This is a genomic window from Hyphomicrobium sp. (assembly GCF_035572195.1).
GTDB lineage: Bacteria > Pseudomonadota > Alphaproteobacteria > Rhizobiales > Hyphomicrobiaceae > Hyphomicrobium_B.
The window spans coordinates 1-14370 of the sequence record NZ_DATNBA010000105.1 but is presented as its reverse complement, the minus strand read 5'-3'; the positions used below and the strand labels follow the sequence as shown (position 1 = coordinate 14370).

11 protein-coding genes are annotated in these 14370 nt (G+C 61.2%); 9 read left to right on the top strand and 2 right to left on the bottom strand.

Features of this window, described 5'->3' with window-relative positions:
* Window positions 1-593: 593 nt before the first annotated feature.
* The 4 genes from fumC to VN623_RS08750 all read left to right on the top strand — a co-directional run bounded on the left by fumC (window position 594) and on the right by VN623_RS08750 (window position 2882).
* On the top strand, window positions 594-1985 hold the full coding sequence (gene fumC, locus VN623_RS08765) for a class II fumarate hydratase (RefSeq protein ID WP_325570161.1): 1392 nt from the start codon (window positions 594-596) through the stop codon (window positions 1983-1985).
* Window positions 1986-2098: 113 nt separating this feature from the next.
* Window positions 2099-2323 (top strand): DUF4169 family protein, encoded by a 225-nt coding sequence (locus VN623_RS08760; protein WP_325570159.1) that lies wholly within the window; start codon window positions 2099-2101, stop codon window positions 2321-2323.
* Window positions 2323-2559: a ribbon-helix-helix domain-containing protein gene (locus tag VN623_RS08755; protein WP_325570160.1), complete on the top strand. Its 237-nt coding sequence runs from the start codon at window positions 2323-2325 to the stop codon at window positions 2557-2559. Before VN623_RS08760 ends, VN623_RS08755 begins: the two co-directional genes overlap by 1 nt.
* Before the next feature lie 146 nt (window positions 2560-2705).
* On the top strand, window positions 2706-2882 hold the full coding sequence (locus VN623_RS08750) for a hypothetical protein (protein ID WP_325570157.1): 177 nt from the start codon (window positions 2706-2708) through the stop codon (window positions 2880-2882).
* Window positions 2883-2916: 34 nt separating this feature from the next.
* On the opposite strand, the gene VN623_RS08745 is transcribed toward VN623_RS08750, so the two are convergent.
* The gene (locus VN623_RS08745; protein WP_325570155.1) at window positions 2917-6960 is read right to left on the bottom strand and encodes an AsmA family protein; all 4044 of its coding nucleotides are present in this window, start codon (window positions 6958-6960) and stop codon (window positions 2917-2919) included.
* A 232-nt stretch (window positions 6961-7192) separates the two neighbouring features.
* Here VN623_RS08745 and VN623_RS08740 point away from each other — a divergent pair, with 232 nt between their 5' ends.
* Together VN623_RS08740 and VN623_RS08735 are read left to right on the top strand one after the other, a co-directional pair.
* The gene (locus VN623_RS08740; protein WP_325570153.1) at window positions 7193-9652 is read left to right on the top strand and encodes an ATP-dependent helicase; all 2460 of its coding nucleotides are present in this window, start codon (window positions 7193-7195) and stop codon (window positions 9650-9652) included.
* Between the two features lie 278 nt (window positions 9653-9930).
* Entirely contained in the window at window positions 9931-10128 is a 198-nt protein-coding gene (locus VN623_RS08735) for a hypothetical protein (protein WP_325570151.1), read from the top strand.
* Between the two features lie 88 nt (window positions 10129-10216).
* Here VN623_RS08735 and VN623_RS08730 read toward each other — a convergent pair whose 3' ends face one another.
* Entirely contained in the window at window positions 10217-11485 is a 1269-nt protein-coding gene (locus VN623_RS08730; protein WP_325570149.1) for a J domain-containing protein, read from the bottom strand.
* Between the two features lie 312 nt (window positions 11486-11797).
* Here VN623_RS08730 and VN623_RS08725 point away from each other — a divergent pair, with 312 nt between their 5' ends.
* From VN623_RS08725 to VN623_RS08715, 3 genes are all read left to right on the top strand, one after another.
* Window positions 11798-13264 (top strand): TMEM143 family protein, encoded by a 1467-nt coding sequence (locus VN623_RS08725; protein WP_325570147.1) that lies wholly within the window; start codon window positions 11798-11800, stop codon window positions 13262-13264.
* A gap of 5 nt (window positions 13265-13269) precedes the next feature.
* Window positions 13270-14145 (top strand): 50S ribosomal protein L11 methyltransferase, encoded by an 876-nt coding sequence (locus VN623_RS08720; RefSeq protein WP_325570145.1) that lies wholly within the window; start codon window positions 13270-13272, stop codon window positions 14143-14145.
* Between the two features lie 45 nt (window positions 14146-14190).
* Window positions 14191-14370 (top strand): hypothetical protein (locus VN623_RS08715; protein WP_325570143.1); only part of this gene is annotated, 180 nt, incomplete at its 3' end.

Below are 14370 nucleotides of genomic sequence, written 5' to 3'. Positions count from 1 at the left end.
CCCGGATGGTTGGCTAACCTCCCTCGGTCCCGTCCATTAAGGCGACTATCGACATTCACTCAGCTCAATGGCTTCGGCAATGGCAATTTCCTCCTAATCAAGCGATTGGCGCCGGACATATGGGCCGGTGCCGAGGCGGAGAGTTGGCATGCACGGGGCGGCGCTGGTCCGCATCCCTAATCCATTTGCAAAGAGCGAGGCCACGTCGTCCCGTCCCTTTTGCGTTTGCGCAACCGACTCCGCTTCGCGGAGCCGGCCGGTTGCGCTGGCCTCTTGGCACGCCGGCGAAGGCTGGGGATCCAGCGCAGGAATCGTCGAAGACGCCAAATATTCGGTCGGCCACCTGAGCTTCGATAACCTCCATTATTGTCATCCCGGGCGAGCCCACTTGCGAGACCCGGTACCCAGTGCTGCATCTGAGAGTCTGGGTCCCGGCTCTACGCTGCGCTTCGGCCGGGATGACAAGCGAACGTGAACCAGCGCGATCCCGATACCAGCGTCACAGCCATTACGTTCTCGACAAACCCCGGCGTATGGGCGACGAAGCACCAATTCCGAGGCATCAGAGATCCATGAACGGAACCGAATACGCCATGAAGAAAACCCGCACGGAAACCGACACGTTCGGACCCATCGAAGTCGCCGCCGACCGCTACTGGGGCGCGCAGGCTCAACGCAGCCTCGGCAATTTCAAGATCGGTTGGGAGAGGCAGCCGGCACCGATCGTGCGCGCCCTCGGCATCATCAAGCGTGCCGCGGCCGAAACCAACATGGCTCTGGGCAAGCTCGACAAAAAGCTCGGCGACGCGATCGTTAAAGCGGCGCAGGACGTCATCGAGGGTAAGCTCGACGATCATTTTCCGCTTGTCGTCTGGCAGACGGGTTCGGGCACGCAATCGAACATGAATGCCAACGAGGTGATTTCGAACCGTGCCATCGAGGCGCTCGGCGGTGAGAAGGGCTCGAAGAAACCCGTGCACCCGAACGACCACGTCAACATGGCGCAGTCGTCGAACGATACCTACCCGACGGCAATGCACATCGCTTGTTCCGAGGAAATCGTTCACCGGCTGCTCCCCGCCCTGCAGAAGTTGCGCAACGTTCTGAACGACAAGAGCCACGCGTGGTCGCGCATCATCAAGATCGGGCGCACGCATACGCAGGACGCAACGCCGCTGACCTTGGGTCAGGAATTTTCGGGCTATACGCAGCAAATCGAGAACGGCATCGCCCGGATCGAATCGACGCTGCCCGGCTTGATGCAACTGGCGCAGGGCGGAACTGCCGTCGGCACCGGCCTCAATGCGCCGAAGGGCTTCGCCGAAATGGTGGCGGAGCGCATCGCATCGATCACGCAACTGCCGTTCAAAACCGCGCCGAACAAATTCGAAGCGCTGGCCGCACACGACGCGATGGTCTTTTCCCACGGCGCCATCAACACAGTCGCCGTTTCGCTGTTCAAGATCGCCAACGATATCCGCTTCCTGGGCTCGGGCCCACGCTCGGGTCTTGGCGAACTGGCATTGCCGGAAAACGAGCCCGGCTCGTCGATTATGCCGGGCAAGGTCAACCCGACGCAGTGCGAGGCACTGACCCAGGTCTGCATCCAGATATTCGGCAACCACGCGGCATTGACGTTTGCCGGCAGCCAGGGGCACTTCCAGCTCAACGTCTTCAATCCTGTCATGGCCTACAACTTCCTGCAGTCGGTGCGCCTGATGAGCGATGCCGCGCTGTCGTTTGCGGATAACTGCGTTGCAGGCATCGAGCCGCGCCGCGACAACATCAAGGCCGGCCTCGACCGCTCGCTGATGCTGGTCACGGCACTCGCCCCGAAGATCGGCTACGACAACGCCGCCAAGATCGCAAAAACGGCCCACAAGAACGGCACGACGTTACGTGAAGAGGCAGTCGGCGGCGGCTACGTCACGGAAAAGGAGTTCGACGAGATCGTTCGTCCTGAGAAGATGATCGGACCGGACTGAGATGCATCCCTGGCATTTGTGAAGGGTCTGCGTTTGACGGGTTTGCGTTGCTGTACTTAAGATGCTCCAAATTAGGCAGCTTGCTTTAGGCTGCTATTGCGGAGTTCCTTCCAATGACCGCAGATATCGTCAATCTTAACAAGGCTCGAAAAGCCCGCGATCGGGCCCTTCGGGAAAAAGAAGCGCAAGAAAACCGCCTGAAGCATGGGCAGCCCAAGTCCGAGCGAAATGTGATCCAGGCCGAATGGCGCAAGTCGCAGGCCGATCTCGACGGTGCGAGGCGCGACGGCGGCAACATCATCGACGACGACGACTTTGACCCAAGCACTGCGTCGTGATGCGACCGGAAAAGCGATCGTTCTCTATTCAGGGCCATCGCACCTCGATTTCGGTCGAACGCGCGTTCTGGCTGGCGCTGAAACAGGCTGCAGCCGAAGATGATACGACGCTCGCGGGCTTGATCAGCTCTATCGATGAAGGGCGAGGGGAAGCCGGGCTATCGAGCGCCGTTCGCGTTTGGCTTCTCAAGCGCCTGCAGCAGCGAGCCGGTCAAATGTCTGCAAATACGAAGTAAATTCCAATCTTAAAATCGAGCATTGGCGGCGATGCTGGCGATGGCCGTGGCCACGGCCGCTCTGTCCCCATAATTGCCGTGAGTTCAGACCCGACCAGTTGCGCGACGCACGCACCTAGGACATAGAGGACTGGGGGACGGCGGGCATGAAGAAGATATTGCTGCTTCTAATCGCGCTCGAAATTGCAGGGTGTGCGGCGGTGCCCGAGCCCGTCTGCGCCAAGCATCGCTGCGACCCCTCGATTGACGAGCAGTTCAAGCAAAACGCCAGTTGGGACGCCCGCACGCAGGACGAGTACCTGACGAAACCGGCACGACACTGACGCCACACACTACGTCATGTGTAGTGGCCCGGCTTCAGGGATAACCGCCCAGCGACTTCATGACCTCGTCGGATGACGTGCGCCGCGATCGCTGCGATCGTTGCGATGAAGTCGGTCGCGCCACTGCCGGCCGCACCGCCGTCTGGGCATTCGGCGTGATAGGCAGCCCGGTTTCAGGGTCAACTTGAGAAACGATCCCGGCACCGGCACCCTGTCCAACTTCGCTTGGTGGAATAGGCTCTATCGAAATTTTCGGGCTGAGCATCGTGTTCGTCGGATCACCCGACCCCGGCCCGGCCTGTTGTTCAACCTGAGGCGTGGGCGATACCGGTAACAGCGATTGCGAGGGACTAGGGCGCGCCTGGGGCGAGACGACCGGGGCCGGTGCTGGAACAACAGCAGGTGCCGCTTCCGGCTCCGGGTTGGCAGTCCCTGCGGACTCAGGCAGAACCGGCGGCAAGCGTTCTACCGGCTCTTTCTTGGAGCGCGCGGCAGCTATCGCCGCGGCGCGCTGCTGATCGAGAGCTTTTTTCCGCCGCTCCTTCTCGAGCCGGGCGCGTTCCTCATCGAGACGGCGTGATTGCTCCAGCACTTCGACATTGCGTTCCATCTGCCGAACGGAAACTTCCCGCTGGAGATCGGCGACATCGACCTGGGGCGTCATGCTCGCCAAATTGTCGAGGTGGCCATTGTAAAGCACGACGGCTGGCGGCAGCGGCGGCTTTGATGACTGTGGCGACCACGCCGGCAACGGTATCGGTGGCGGCGGCAAGGGTCTCACAATGGCCGTCAGCTGGCACGCCGCGTTGACATTGAGCGACGTCAGATCGGTCGTCGCCGTCGCTTCGACTTTGCCATCGGGCGCGTCGAGCGTAGCCGTGTCAAACTTGATTGAGCCGTCGGCGATTTTCATCGCGAGACGGCGATTGCCGATGTTTAGTGACGAGGTATCCAGGGCCGCCGAAAGCGCCGCCGCGATGCTACGAGCATCATTCTGCAACTTCCCCTGCATGACGGCATCGACAACATCCGCGGCCGCCGTGATCCCGGGCCCCGGAATTTCTGCATTTTCGAGATTGACGCTTCCCGATCCCGTCATCACCGCCATGAGGCCCGCCGGACTTTGCGCCCGCGCGTTGGCGTCGAGATTGAAAGTGACGGTCCCTTTCGCCATGGGACTAAAGGATACAAGTTTCGCCTGATCGAGCTTGAGCGTCGTCGTGAGTGCAACGCCGTCGGCGGCCTTCTCGAGTGTCAGTCCTCCAGTCATCTTGCCGCCCGCCGCGTCGGCCGAGATATCGCTAATCGTCAGCTTGCCGGGAACGAGTGCGAGCTTCATCTGGCCATCCCGCGTCGCGAGATTGCCGCTCAACTGAAGCGACCCGAAACCCAGCTCGATATTGGCTTGCGCGCCGCTCAATGCGTCGAAATTGAAAAGTCCGTTCGGCCAGATCGACCGTGTTTCGAGACTCGCCGCGCTATCGGCGGCGGTCGCAACGGGCAGAGGCGCCGGATTGTCAATCAAAGCGGAAAGGAGGCTCTGAACCGTCACGCGGTCGGCGCCGATCTTGCCGTCGATCCGCTGAACGCCTGCGGCAGACGAAGCCACTTTGACGGCACCGGTCAGCTTCGACGTGCCAAGCAAAAGGTCGCGCGAAGCAAACGTCCAGGTGCCGTTATCGCGCGCCACATCGAGGGTGCCGTGCGCCTCGACCCCCGTCGTGCCACCGAGCGCCACAATGCCGGCGACGGACAGCGCGTCAGCGAAGTCGGTGGCTTTGAGGACGAGGGCACCATTGACGGCAAGACTTGCATCTTCGGGCCACGTCGTCTGCCCCGTGAATGTCATTGCGAGGTTCTGCGATTCCAACTCGACCTGCGTCTCGGCACCGGAACCGACAATGCCTGACGCGACGACGGTGGCCTGCATTGGCGCGGCGACGCCAGCCGCCGCACGTCGCACATCCCGACCGAGCGTGGCGAGTAGCACTTGCTCGGACGGGGCATTGAACGTCATCTGCACGCGACTAAGCTGTGACCGCCACTTGTCGAGGCCGCCGTCAAACTCGCCTGATCCGCTGAAGTGCGCGCCGTTTAAAATGCCGTCGAGCGTGATATCGGCCGCTGAAGGGGCGCGCAGCCCCAGCCGCACGAGACCGGCGAGCTTGCCGCTTTTCAAACCTTTGAAATGCTCGCTTCCGACGAGGTGATCGAATCCGATCTTGCGCGTTAGATCGTTCATCGCCTCAGGTGTCGACGCGACCAGATCATAAGCCAGCGTTCCAGTCGGCGTTCCGCTTCCCGTTTTAATGCGGCCCTCGAGTCCGATCGCCAGGCCGTTGACCGTCGTCAGCTTCGAGGCCGGCAGCCGAATTTCGCCGCCTTCCAGGTCGAACGTCACGTCGACATCGCGATATGTCTCGGCACCGTCCGTCAATTGGCCGGCGATGACGCGCAATCGCATATCCCCCGGCAACGTGTCGGCGGCTTCCTTTTCACCGGTCGGCTCCAGTCCAAGCGCTTTGCGCAGTTCCGTGTTCAGCGCCGCCGCCGTTTTCGAGAAAACCTCGCGCGTATCGAGATCGGCAGCCTGCAACGTCACGTCGATCCGTTGGCGGCCCTGGTGTGCAATCGTCAGATCACCCGACAATGTCCGGCCTGAAATGTCTCCCGAGGCGTCGGTGAGTGCAAACCGTGTTTGATCGACATCGACCTTGCCGACCGCTGAGAACGTGCCGTCGGCCGCGATGTCGATCAGCATGCCCGACTTTTCGGCCCAGGTCCTAAGACGCGCCAAGCTCGTGCCGGCGATGAAAACCTTGCCGGAAAAACTGAGCTTTCCAGCGTTGTCCTTGAGGTCGCCCGTCAGGTCGAGCCGCGTGCCGCCGGGAAAGCTCGCCTTGAACGTATTGAAGTGCGTGGTGCTCCCAGTCCGTTCGGCATCGATCGTCAGACCCCCAGCGGTCTCACCGCCAACTTTCACCTGTTCGAGATTGATCTTTGCAGTCGCCGCGCCATCGCCGGCAACCGATTGCATAAGGCCGATCGTCAGCTGCTTCAGCTTTGCCAGGTGAGCGCTGCCCTGTCCGGCGCCGGCGAGCCAATCGAGGTCCAGCCATTTCGAAGAAAGCGCCAGATCGAAACGCGAGTGTTCGGTCCATGTCGCAGTCGCTGAACCGGTCATCGACTGCGGCTCGGCGGCATTGTCGAGCGACAGTGCAATGTCTTCGAACTTGGCCCCAAGGGCGTCCGCGGTGACTCCGGATTTCAAATCGAGCACGGGAGCATCGGCATCGCTCGCCGCCGCCGAGGTCTCGCTGCCCGGGACGGCGAGCTTTGCAGACCAGTTGCCGGTGAATGTCGGCTTCTGATTGAGATCGGCGACGCGACCGTCGAGCATGTAGACGTTCGGAGAATCTTCAACGCGCGCCGTGGCCTTCAGGGTGAAGGAACCATCGGCATTCGGCGTGTCCGTCCCGAATGCGACGCTGTGTGCGGTACCGGCCCAGGTGGCTGATCCCTTGAAGCGGATCGGCCCTCTCAAACTCTCGGCGGAAAGCTCGCCGAAGATTCCTTTGATGGAAGCAACGCGCTCGGAGGCGGCGTTGTAAATCGAGACGGCGCCATCGATCAGCCTGACGGATCGCAACGTGACATTGCGGGGCACGAAGGGCAGGTCCCCGGCCTTGAGTTCGATACTGGTCCAGTTGCCGCCGCCCTTGCCGTCGAGCGCCAGCGAGAGAACGGGCTTATCGAGTTCAACTTCGCTGGCTTCGAGTACGCCTCGCAGTAGCGCCGGCCCGGAAAGCCACATCGTAAAGCTCTCGGCCCTGACGAACGGCTCTCCCGTCTGGCCTGAAACGTTGGCGATGCGCACTTTTTCAAATCGGACGTAAGGTACCGGCAGCAGCTTGAGGTTGACCGCGCCGCCGACACGGACTTCGCGGCCGAGCACCTTCGAGGCTTCTTCTTCGAACACCCCGCGATAGCCGTTCCAATCGATGAAATTGGGCACGGCAAAGAGCGTTGCAAAGATAACGACAAGAAGGCCGCCAAAATATAGAAGTCCGTTGTTCATGAACGTCTCTTGCGGCTCGCCCTAATATTTGTCGAGCACTTGACGGACACTACTCGCACGGCGCGCCGTCGTGCCCATGTATCGCACGGCGTCCAGGTAGTCTGAACCCGAAATTTGGCTCATTTCCAGGCGTTTGAGGATTTTGTGGACGATTTCACAAAGCCGTTGCTTTAGGGCGCGGCGCCACGCCGCTCCGGTTGTAGGATCAGCTTTAGTAGGTTACCTCAATCACATGACCCCGACTCGCAAGCCGAATGCCGAAACCGGCCCGGACTTGCCGCACGATGACGAACCACCGTTCGATCTGCCGCAAGCACCCTCGTCATCGAACCCGCAGGGCGAATCGGCCGGTGCCGGGCCGAATCAGCCGTCCATTTCGGCGCGCGCCGTCGCGGCTTCCCGTGGGGCGCCGGCTTACCTCGAGGGCCTCAACGCCGAGCAGCGGGAAGCGGTCGAGACGACGGAGGGTCCGCTCCTCGTCCTGGCAGGCGCGGGCACCGGCAAGACGCGGGTCTTGACGACGCGCATCGCCCATATCCTGGCGACGGCCAAGGCCTATCCATCCCAAATCCTCGCCGTCACGTTCACGAACAAGGCGGCGCGGGAAATGCGCGAACGCATAGGCGCGCTGATTGGCGGCACGCTCGAAGGCATGTCGTGGCTCGGCACCTTTCATTCCATCGGCGTCAAGATCCTGCGCCGGCACGCCGAACTCATCGGGTTGAAGTCCAGCTTTACGATCCTGGATGTCGACGACCAGGTGCGCCTGATGAAACAGGTGATCGAGGCGGCAGGCATCGACAAAGACCGCTGGCCCGCCCGCCAGCTTGCCGGCCTGATCGACAGTTGGAAAAACCGCGGACTGACACCCGACAAGGTACCGGCGGGTGAATCGTTTGCATTCGCCGGCGGCAAGGGAGCCAACCTTTATGCCGCCTATCAGGCACGGCTCAAGGAACTCAACGCCTGCGATTTCGGTGATCTGCTGCTCGAATGTCTGCGCCTCTTTCGAGAGCGTCCCGACGTTCTCGCCGACTATCACCGCCGCTTCCGCTACATCCTGGTCGACGAGTATCAGGACACCAACGTCGCGCAGTACCTGTGGCTGCGGCTCTTGGCGCAGGGATCTCCGAACATTTGCTGCGTCGGTGACGACGATCAGTCGATCTATGGCTGGCGCGGCGCCGAGGTCGACAACATCCTGCGCTTCGAGAAGGACTTTCCCGGCGCCAAGGTGATCCGGCTCGAACGCAACTACCGCTCGACCGCCAATATTCTCGCCGGTGCCTCGGGACTCATTGCGAAGAACGACGGCAGGCTTGGCAAGACCCTTTTCACCGACGGCGCTGCGGGGACAAAAATTGCCGTCGCCAACTTCTGGGACGACGAGGCGGAAGCCCGCGCCATCGGCGACGATATCGAAAATCTGCAGCGCAACAAGGAACACCTGAATGATATGGCCGTTCTCGTGCGGGCTTCTTCCCAGATGCGCGCCATTGAAGATCGCTTCATTACGCTCGGGCTCCCGTATCGGGTGATCGGCGGGCCACGGTTCTACGAGCGCCAGGAAATCAAGGACGCTATCGCCTATCTGGACGTCGTCGCCAATCCGGCCAACGATTTGAAGTTCGAGCGCATCATCAATGTGCCGAAGCGCGGCCTCGGCGACACGTCGATCAAGCACATCCACGAGCTTGCCCGCAGGCGCGCCATTCCCCTCTTTCAGGCCGCACGCGAAATCGGCGAAACCGACGAACTCCCAAAGAGAGCACGCACATCGCTGACTGACCTGATGCGCTCCTTCGAACGCTGGCGCAGCAATCTCGATCGCATGCGCCACACGGATCTTGCCGAACTGGTGCTGGATGAATCGGGCTATACGGCGATGTGGCAGGCTGACAAAAGCCCGCAGGCGCAATCGCGCCTCGAGAACCTCAAGGAACTCGTGCGCTTCATGCACGATTTCGACACGCTGCAGGGCTTCCTCGAGCATGTATCGCTGGTGATGGATGCCGATCAGGGGAGCGACGGCGACCGAGTCTCGTTGATGACGCTGCACGCGGCGAAGGGCCTCGAATTCGGCATCGTCTTTTTGCCGGGCTGGGAGGAAGGTCTTTTTCCGCACCAGCGTTCGCTCGATGAAAGCGGCAAGGCTGGACTCGAGGAGGAACGCCGGCTCGCCTACGTCGGCCTGACACGCGCCAAACGCCGCGCTAAGATTTCGTTCGCCCAGAATCGGCGCACACATGGCCTTTATCAGTCGGCGCTGCCGTCGCGCTTCGTCGATGAATTGCCGCACGCCAACGTCGAAGTGGTGGAAAGCGAGATGCCCTACGGCGGCCGTGCTAATTCTTTTGGCTACGGCGGCACCTTCGGCGCAAGCCGCTTCGACCGCATGTCCGGAGCCGAACCGTTCGGGTCGAACTACAGTACGCCCGGTTGGCAACGCGCTCAGCAATCGTGGAGCGGCGGTCGTGACGCGAAGAAGAGAACCAAAGGTCCGATGACACTGGAAGGCGAACTGGTCGCAGCATCAAGCGCCAGCGCGCCCTCCTTCAAGACCGGCACGCGAGTCAGTCACGAGAAATTCGGTTTGGGTACCGTGACGCTCGTCGACGGTAACAAGCTGACGATCGACTTCGACGACGGCTCCACCAAACGCGTCGTCGCCAGCTTCGTCGATCTTGTCTGAACCGTAGTCAGAAACCCCAATGTTTCCGGCCTAATGCTCGCGACAAGCCTAAATTTCGCCGCCTTAATCTTCATATCGCCGCAATTTCAAGGCATTGGTTTCGTCAGCTCGTTGAGCGTGGGGGTTCACACAAGCTAATCGATTTGCGGGGTTATGCCGAGTCATCGGCCGACTATGCTCGTTCTGCGTCTGAATAATCTACGGTTGTAGCGCGGGGGCGTGAAACCGAAGCGGGGTTCTTGAGTTTGGGAGGGTAGAGTCCTTGGAAGGAGCCTACCATGAGCACTTACCGCTTTCCTTTGAGGGGCAAGATCGGCGTCGTTCGCGGACTTAGCGAGGAAGTCCCAGCACGATTGAAAGGTGCAAACCGCCAGCCGTCACGGCAACAGCGGCGCATCGACATCTTGTATGAGACGCAGCCGCTGACCGAGGAGGAAGTTCGCAACCTTCCGGTCGCGCATCGCTACTCGGCCTAGAGCCGCTCCGGGGAAGAACCGGACAATATTTTGGAAATCGATGAACGGCATTGCCTCCGGGCGATGCCGTTTTCGTTTGAGCGTTTGGTTACGCCGTAGCGGTGCGCCTGCTTTTTAACAGGTCCCAGGCTGCGTTGATCTGCTTGATCCGGCGTTCGCGATAAAGGCGGTCCGTCTCGTCGCGCGCATGATCCGGGTGCCAGGACATTCGCAAAGCATCGACGACTTTCTTGACGGCGATATAGGGAGCCTCGGGATTCAATCCGAGAATACGATAGGCTTCAAAAATCGATGCCGGAGCTTCTGCGGCAGCCATCTCGTCAACCTCGGCGTGCTGGGCGGCGCCGTGGACGATCCGCGTGATCCGGTCGAGCTCACGCGTCAGCGAACGAAGCATGGCATTCGCGCGTTCGGCTCCGAGCCTGCGCCCGCGCCGCGCAACATCGGCGCCGCGCTCGCGCAAACCGTCGAGTTCCGACTGCAGAACATCGCGAAGCAACAGATCGGCGGGGAGGCTGGCAACCAGCAACTCCGTCTCGGCGAGCCGCGAATGGACGATCGCCAGCATGTTGGCGGGGCCGGCGTCATCGCCGTTATCGTCCGCTGCGGCACGCCAGCTTTCATAGCTGTGCCTGAATGCGCTCCGCGTATACGCGGCCACCCGCATGGCGAGATTTCCCGCGCTGCTCGCGATCGTACTGGCGGTGGCCGTCCATCCGGCGAATTCGAACGACAACAGTGATCGCCGTCGCGCCACGATGAGGCACCCGGCCATCAGCGTGACGAGAAGCATGGAAATGACACCCGCGACTTTGAAGGCCTCACCGGACGTCGACGTCTGAGCTTCCGAGTCGACCACCGTGACCCACTGCGCCGGCTCGGCCCGGGGACGCGTGCTTCCGGTTATGATGACGCTGTCGGGCGACAGGTCCTGCGTTGCAACGTGCGTGACGCCGGGCCTTGACCGCACGAGCCCCGGCAAAACGAAACGGCCAGCGAGCCGGCTGATCGGCGCGAAGCCGGGGGGCAGATGCACCGGCAGTTCGACGCCAAGCGCGCGCGCCGACGCAGCAACCTTTGCCCAAGCGACCCGCTGTCCACCACATTCAATCGTGAATTTATGAACCATCATCATTTCACACGCCGCCGAAGACGACGGCCGGCAAGCCGAGAACGGCTGGTCTTCGCGAGGCCCGATGATTTGGTAGATATTGCCGCCAGAGCTGGCGGTGAGATGCGGCGTGCCGCGATCGATTTCACAAGTGTATGGGATGATTAGTTCATCTGCGGACGCGGAGACGGCAACAGTGCTCGCGGCCACGACAATTCCCAGGGTAAAAATACGCAGTGCCCCCATTACCACACGTCCCCAACCAGTGCCCTCAAACTGTGCTCAACTTGAGCGAGTTAGATCCTAGCCGAACATCGGCGTCACGGTGACGCTGCGGAAAGTTATGAACACGATTCGTGCAATGCACACTTGTGCTCCATTTGCGTTCAATTGTGCTTTTTCTGCGGTTGGTAGCCGACGCCAGGACCGACTTTCCCCGCGTCTCTCTACCGGCGGGATTTACTAAGCTCGACAAGGTCTTCCCCGGGCCGCTAAAACACGCTCGTAAGCACGGGGCGGCTGCAAGCGATCACGGGAATACGACGGGGAGTTGCGTCAATGTCGGCGGCGGATTTTGCGGCGGGGCGTTTGCGCCAAAAACAAAATCTATTCCAGCGATTGTCCGAGCTTGCGGATTTCGACGCCAAGCCCGCGCCAATGGCCGATGACGCAGAGCGCGTCCTTCAGACAGATATTCTGCAGCCCGACGAAAAGCGTAAACGCGAGCGCTTTATTCCGGTAACGAGATTTGCGCTGCTCGACCGGCTGACGAAGCCATTCCTCTGGAACCCGGGCCAGGCCGCAGAGGCCCGGCGATTCTTTCGCTATCTCGATTATTGGCGGCAGCAACAGTATTTCGCGCTCCTTCTCGATCTCGAACAGACGTACGAGACGTTTTCACCCGACAGCGATCTGCTGATGACGCGCAGCTTTTCGGAAGATGAGCGCGCGAGCCTGAAGCATCGCGTCTTCGAGGGTGTCGAGAGCCTGCTTCAGCGCGCCAACTACGAGCGGATCGACCCGACCGACGTCGAAATGATCCTGACACGCGACAGCCACTATGGCCTCGATCTGACGGTCGACATGAAGGCTTTCGAGCAAATCGTCATCTACTACCGTGGCGCCTCAAATCAAAAGTACGAGCGCCGGAGCATCCGGAAATACCTGCGGAAAGAGGAATTCAACGTTCCGATTTTCCAGAGGCTCTTCCTGATGTTCAAGCTCAAACCATTCGAAATGCGCGTCGAGGAGGCGATGCGTGAAAACAAGCTCAGCCGCGAAGCCGCCGAGAAGTGGGTCACAAAGCGGTGCCAGCACCTCCCCCCCAGCGTCAATGAAAGAAACATTTACCTGAAGCTCTTCAAGAATATCCCGCGCTCAGACGTCGAAATGGTGTTTCCGAACACGGAAGTCCGGTTTCGCCCGTTGGACAAACTCCGGCTTGGCGTCACGGCCGGTGGCGGGCTCGGCATGGGTGCCGTCGGCGCTGCCGGCAAGATCGCGCTTTTGACGACAAATCCGATTGCGGCGGTTGGAGCTTTGGCGGGTCTCGGCGGCATCCTAGGCCGCCAGGTCATGGGCTTCTTCAATCAGAAGCAGCGCTACATGATCGTGATGGCGCAAAACCTTTATTTCCACACGATGGCGGATAATCGCGGCGTGATCCTGAAGATCGCGGCGCGCGGTGCCGAAGAAGACGTGAAGGAAGAGATGCTGCTTTACAGCGTTCTGGCGAAGGAAAAATCGACACGCGCCGATCTTCCCTCGATCGACTTGGCGATCGAAACATACCTGACGCGCACATTCGGCGTGAAAGTCGATTACGAGATCGATGATGCGCTGGATCGGCTGATCCGCGATGGCATCGTTACCGAAAAGCCGGATGGCACGCTCGAAACGCTGCCACCGGCCGCGGCGGCCAAGCACATCGATACGAAGTGGGATCGTTTCCTCGACGACCTTCCCGACCAGACCAACGCGGAAGGCTACGAATCCGAAGGCAAGCCCATATCGCCGGCGGCCTGACATCTATGGCACTCAAAAAATTCACGGCCGAGTTCAGCGACCGTGCGCACGCCGACGCGACGGGCAACGCGCTGCAGGATTTGATCGAGCCGCCGCCCGACGCTCTGACCGTTTTCGAAAATGGGCCGGGGCATTGGCGGCTTGACGTCTATTTCGACGAAACGGCCGGTGACCGTGACCTCGCGGCCGAGTTGACGCCACTGCTCGCCGTGCCGCCGCCGCACTTCACGGCCGAACTCGTACCGGATCTGAACTGGGTCGCCATTTCTCAGGCCGCCCTGCCGCCGGTTCATGCCGGGCGCTTCACGATTCACGGCAGTCACGATCGCGGCCGCGTGGCGCGCGGCCCGAACACGATCCTGATCGATGCCGGTGAAGCCTTCGGCACTGCCCATCACGAGACGACGCTTGGCTGCCTGTTGGCGATCGATCGGCTGGCGCGGTCGCGATTCTCTCGTTCAGTGCTGGATCTCGGATGCGGCTCCGGTGTGCTGGCGATTGCAGCGGCAAAAGCCATGCCCGGCGCGCGCATCATTGCCGCGGATATGGACCCACAGGCCGTCAAGGTTGCGACTGGAAACGCGCGTCTCAACGGCGTCGCGGATCGCATCGCACTCATCGTTGCGGCCGGGGTTGCCGATCCGAGACTACGACGCGCCGCGCCCTTCGACCTGTTGATTGCCAACATCCTGGCCGGCCCGCTGATCTGCCTCGCCCCCGCGCTGGCCCACTCCGTGGAGGCCAGGGGTACGCTCGTGCTCTCGGGTATCCTCATTCCGCAGGCCGCCGAAGTCATCGCCACCTATCGCTCTCACGGCTTCACGCTCCAGCGTTACGATCGCCTTAGGGACTGGTCCACCCTGACGCTGAGACAGCGGTAAAATCGCCCGTTGCCCGGTCCGCGGCAGCCGCCTAGAACATCTCCGATGTTCCAAACTTTTCAATCGCAGTCGGGCCCCGAGCATGTTGCTGAGCGCGTCAAGGCGCTGCGCGCGCTGATGGCCAAAGCCAAGCTCGACGCCGTGCTCGTTCCGCGCGCCGACAGGCATCAAGGCGAATACGTCCCAGCATCCGCCGAGCGCTTGCAATGGCTGACGGGATTTTCC

What these genes read in the sequence shown, in the direction of transcription:
- fumC (WP_325570161.1), top strand. Translation starts at nt 594, where the DNA reads ATGAAGAAAACCCGCACGGAAACCGACACGTTCGGACCCATCGAAGTC.
- VN623_RS08760 (WP_325570159.1), top strand. Translation starts at nt 2,099, where the DNA reads ATGACCGCAGATATCGTCAATCTTAACAAGGCTCGAAAAGCCCGCGAT.
- VN623_RS08755 (WP_325570160.1), top strand. Translation starts at nt 2,323, where the DNA reads ATGCGACCGGAAAAGCGATCGTTCTCTATTCAGGGCCATCGCACCTCG.
- VN623_RS08750 (WP_325570157.1), top strand. Translation starts at nt 2,706, where the DNA reads ATGAAGAAGATATTGCTGCTTCTAATCGCGCTCGAAATTGCAGGGTGT.
- VN623_RS08745 (WP_325570155.1), bottom strand. Translation starts at nt 6,960, where the DNA reads ATGAACAACGGACTTCTATATTTTGGCGGCCTTCTTGTCGTTATCTTT.
- VN623_RS08740 (WP_325570153.1), top strand. Translation starts at nt 7,193, where the DNA reads ATGACCCCGACTCGCAAGCCGAATGCCGAAACCGGCCCGGACTTGCCG.
- VN623_RS08735 (WP_325570151.1), top strand. Translation starts at nt 9,931, where the DNA reads ATGAGCACTTACCGCTTTCCTTTGAGGGGCAAGATCGGCGTCGTTCGC.
- VN623_RS08730 (WP_325570149.1), bottom strand. Translation starts at nt 11,485, where the DNA reads ATGGGGGCACTGCGTATTTTTACCCTGGGAATTGTCGTGGCCGCGAGC.
- VN623_RS08725 (WP_325570147.1), top strand. Translation starts at nt 11,798, where the DNA reads ATGTCGGCGGCGGATTTTGCGGCGGGGCGTTTGCGCCAAAAACAAAAT.
- VN623_RS08720 (WP_325570145.1), top strand. Translation starts at nt 13,270, where the DNA reads ATGGCACTCAAAAAATTCACGGCCGAGTTCAGCGACCGTGCGCACGCC.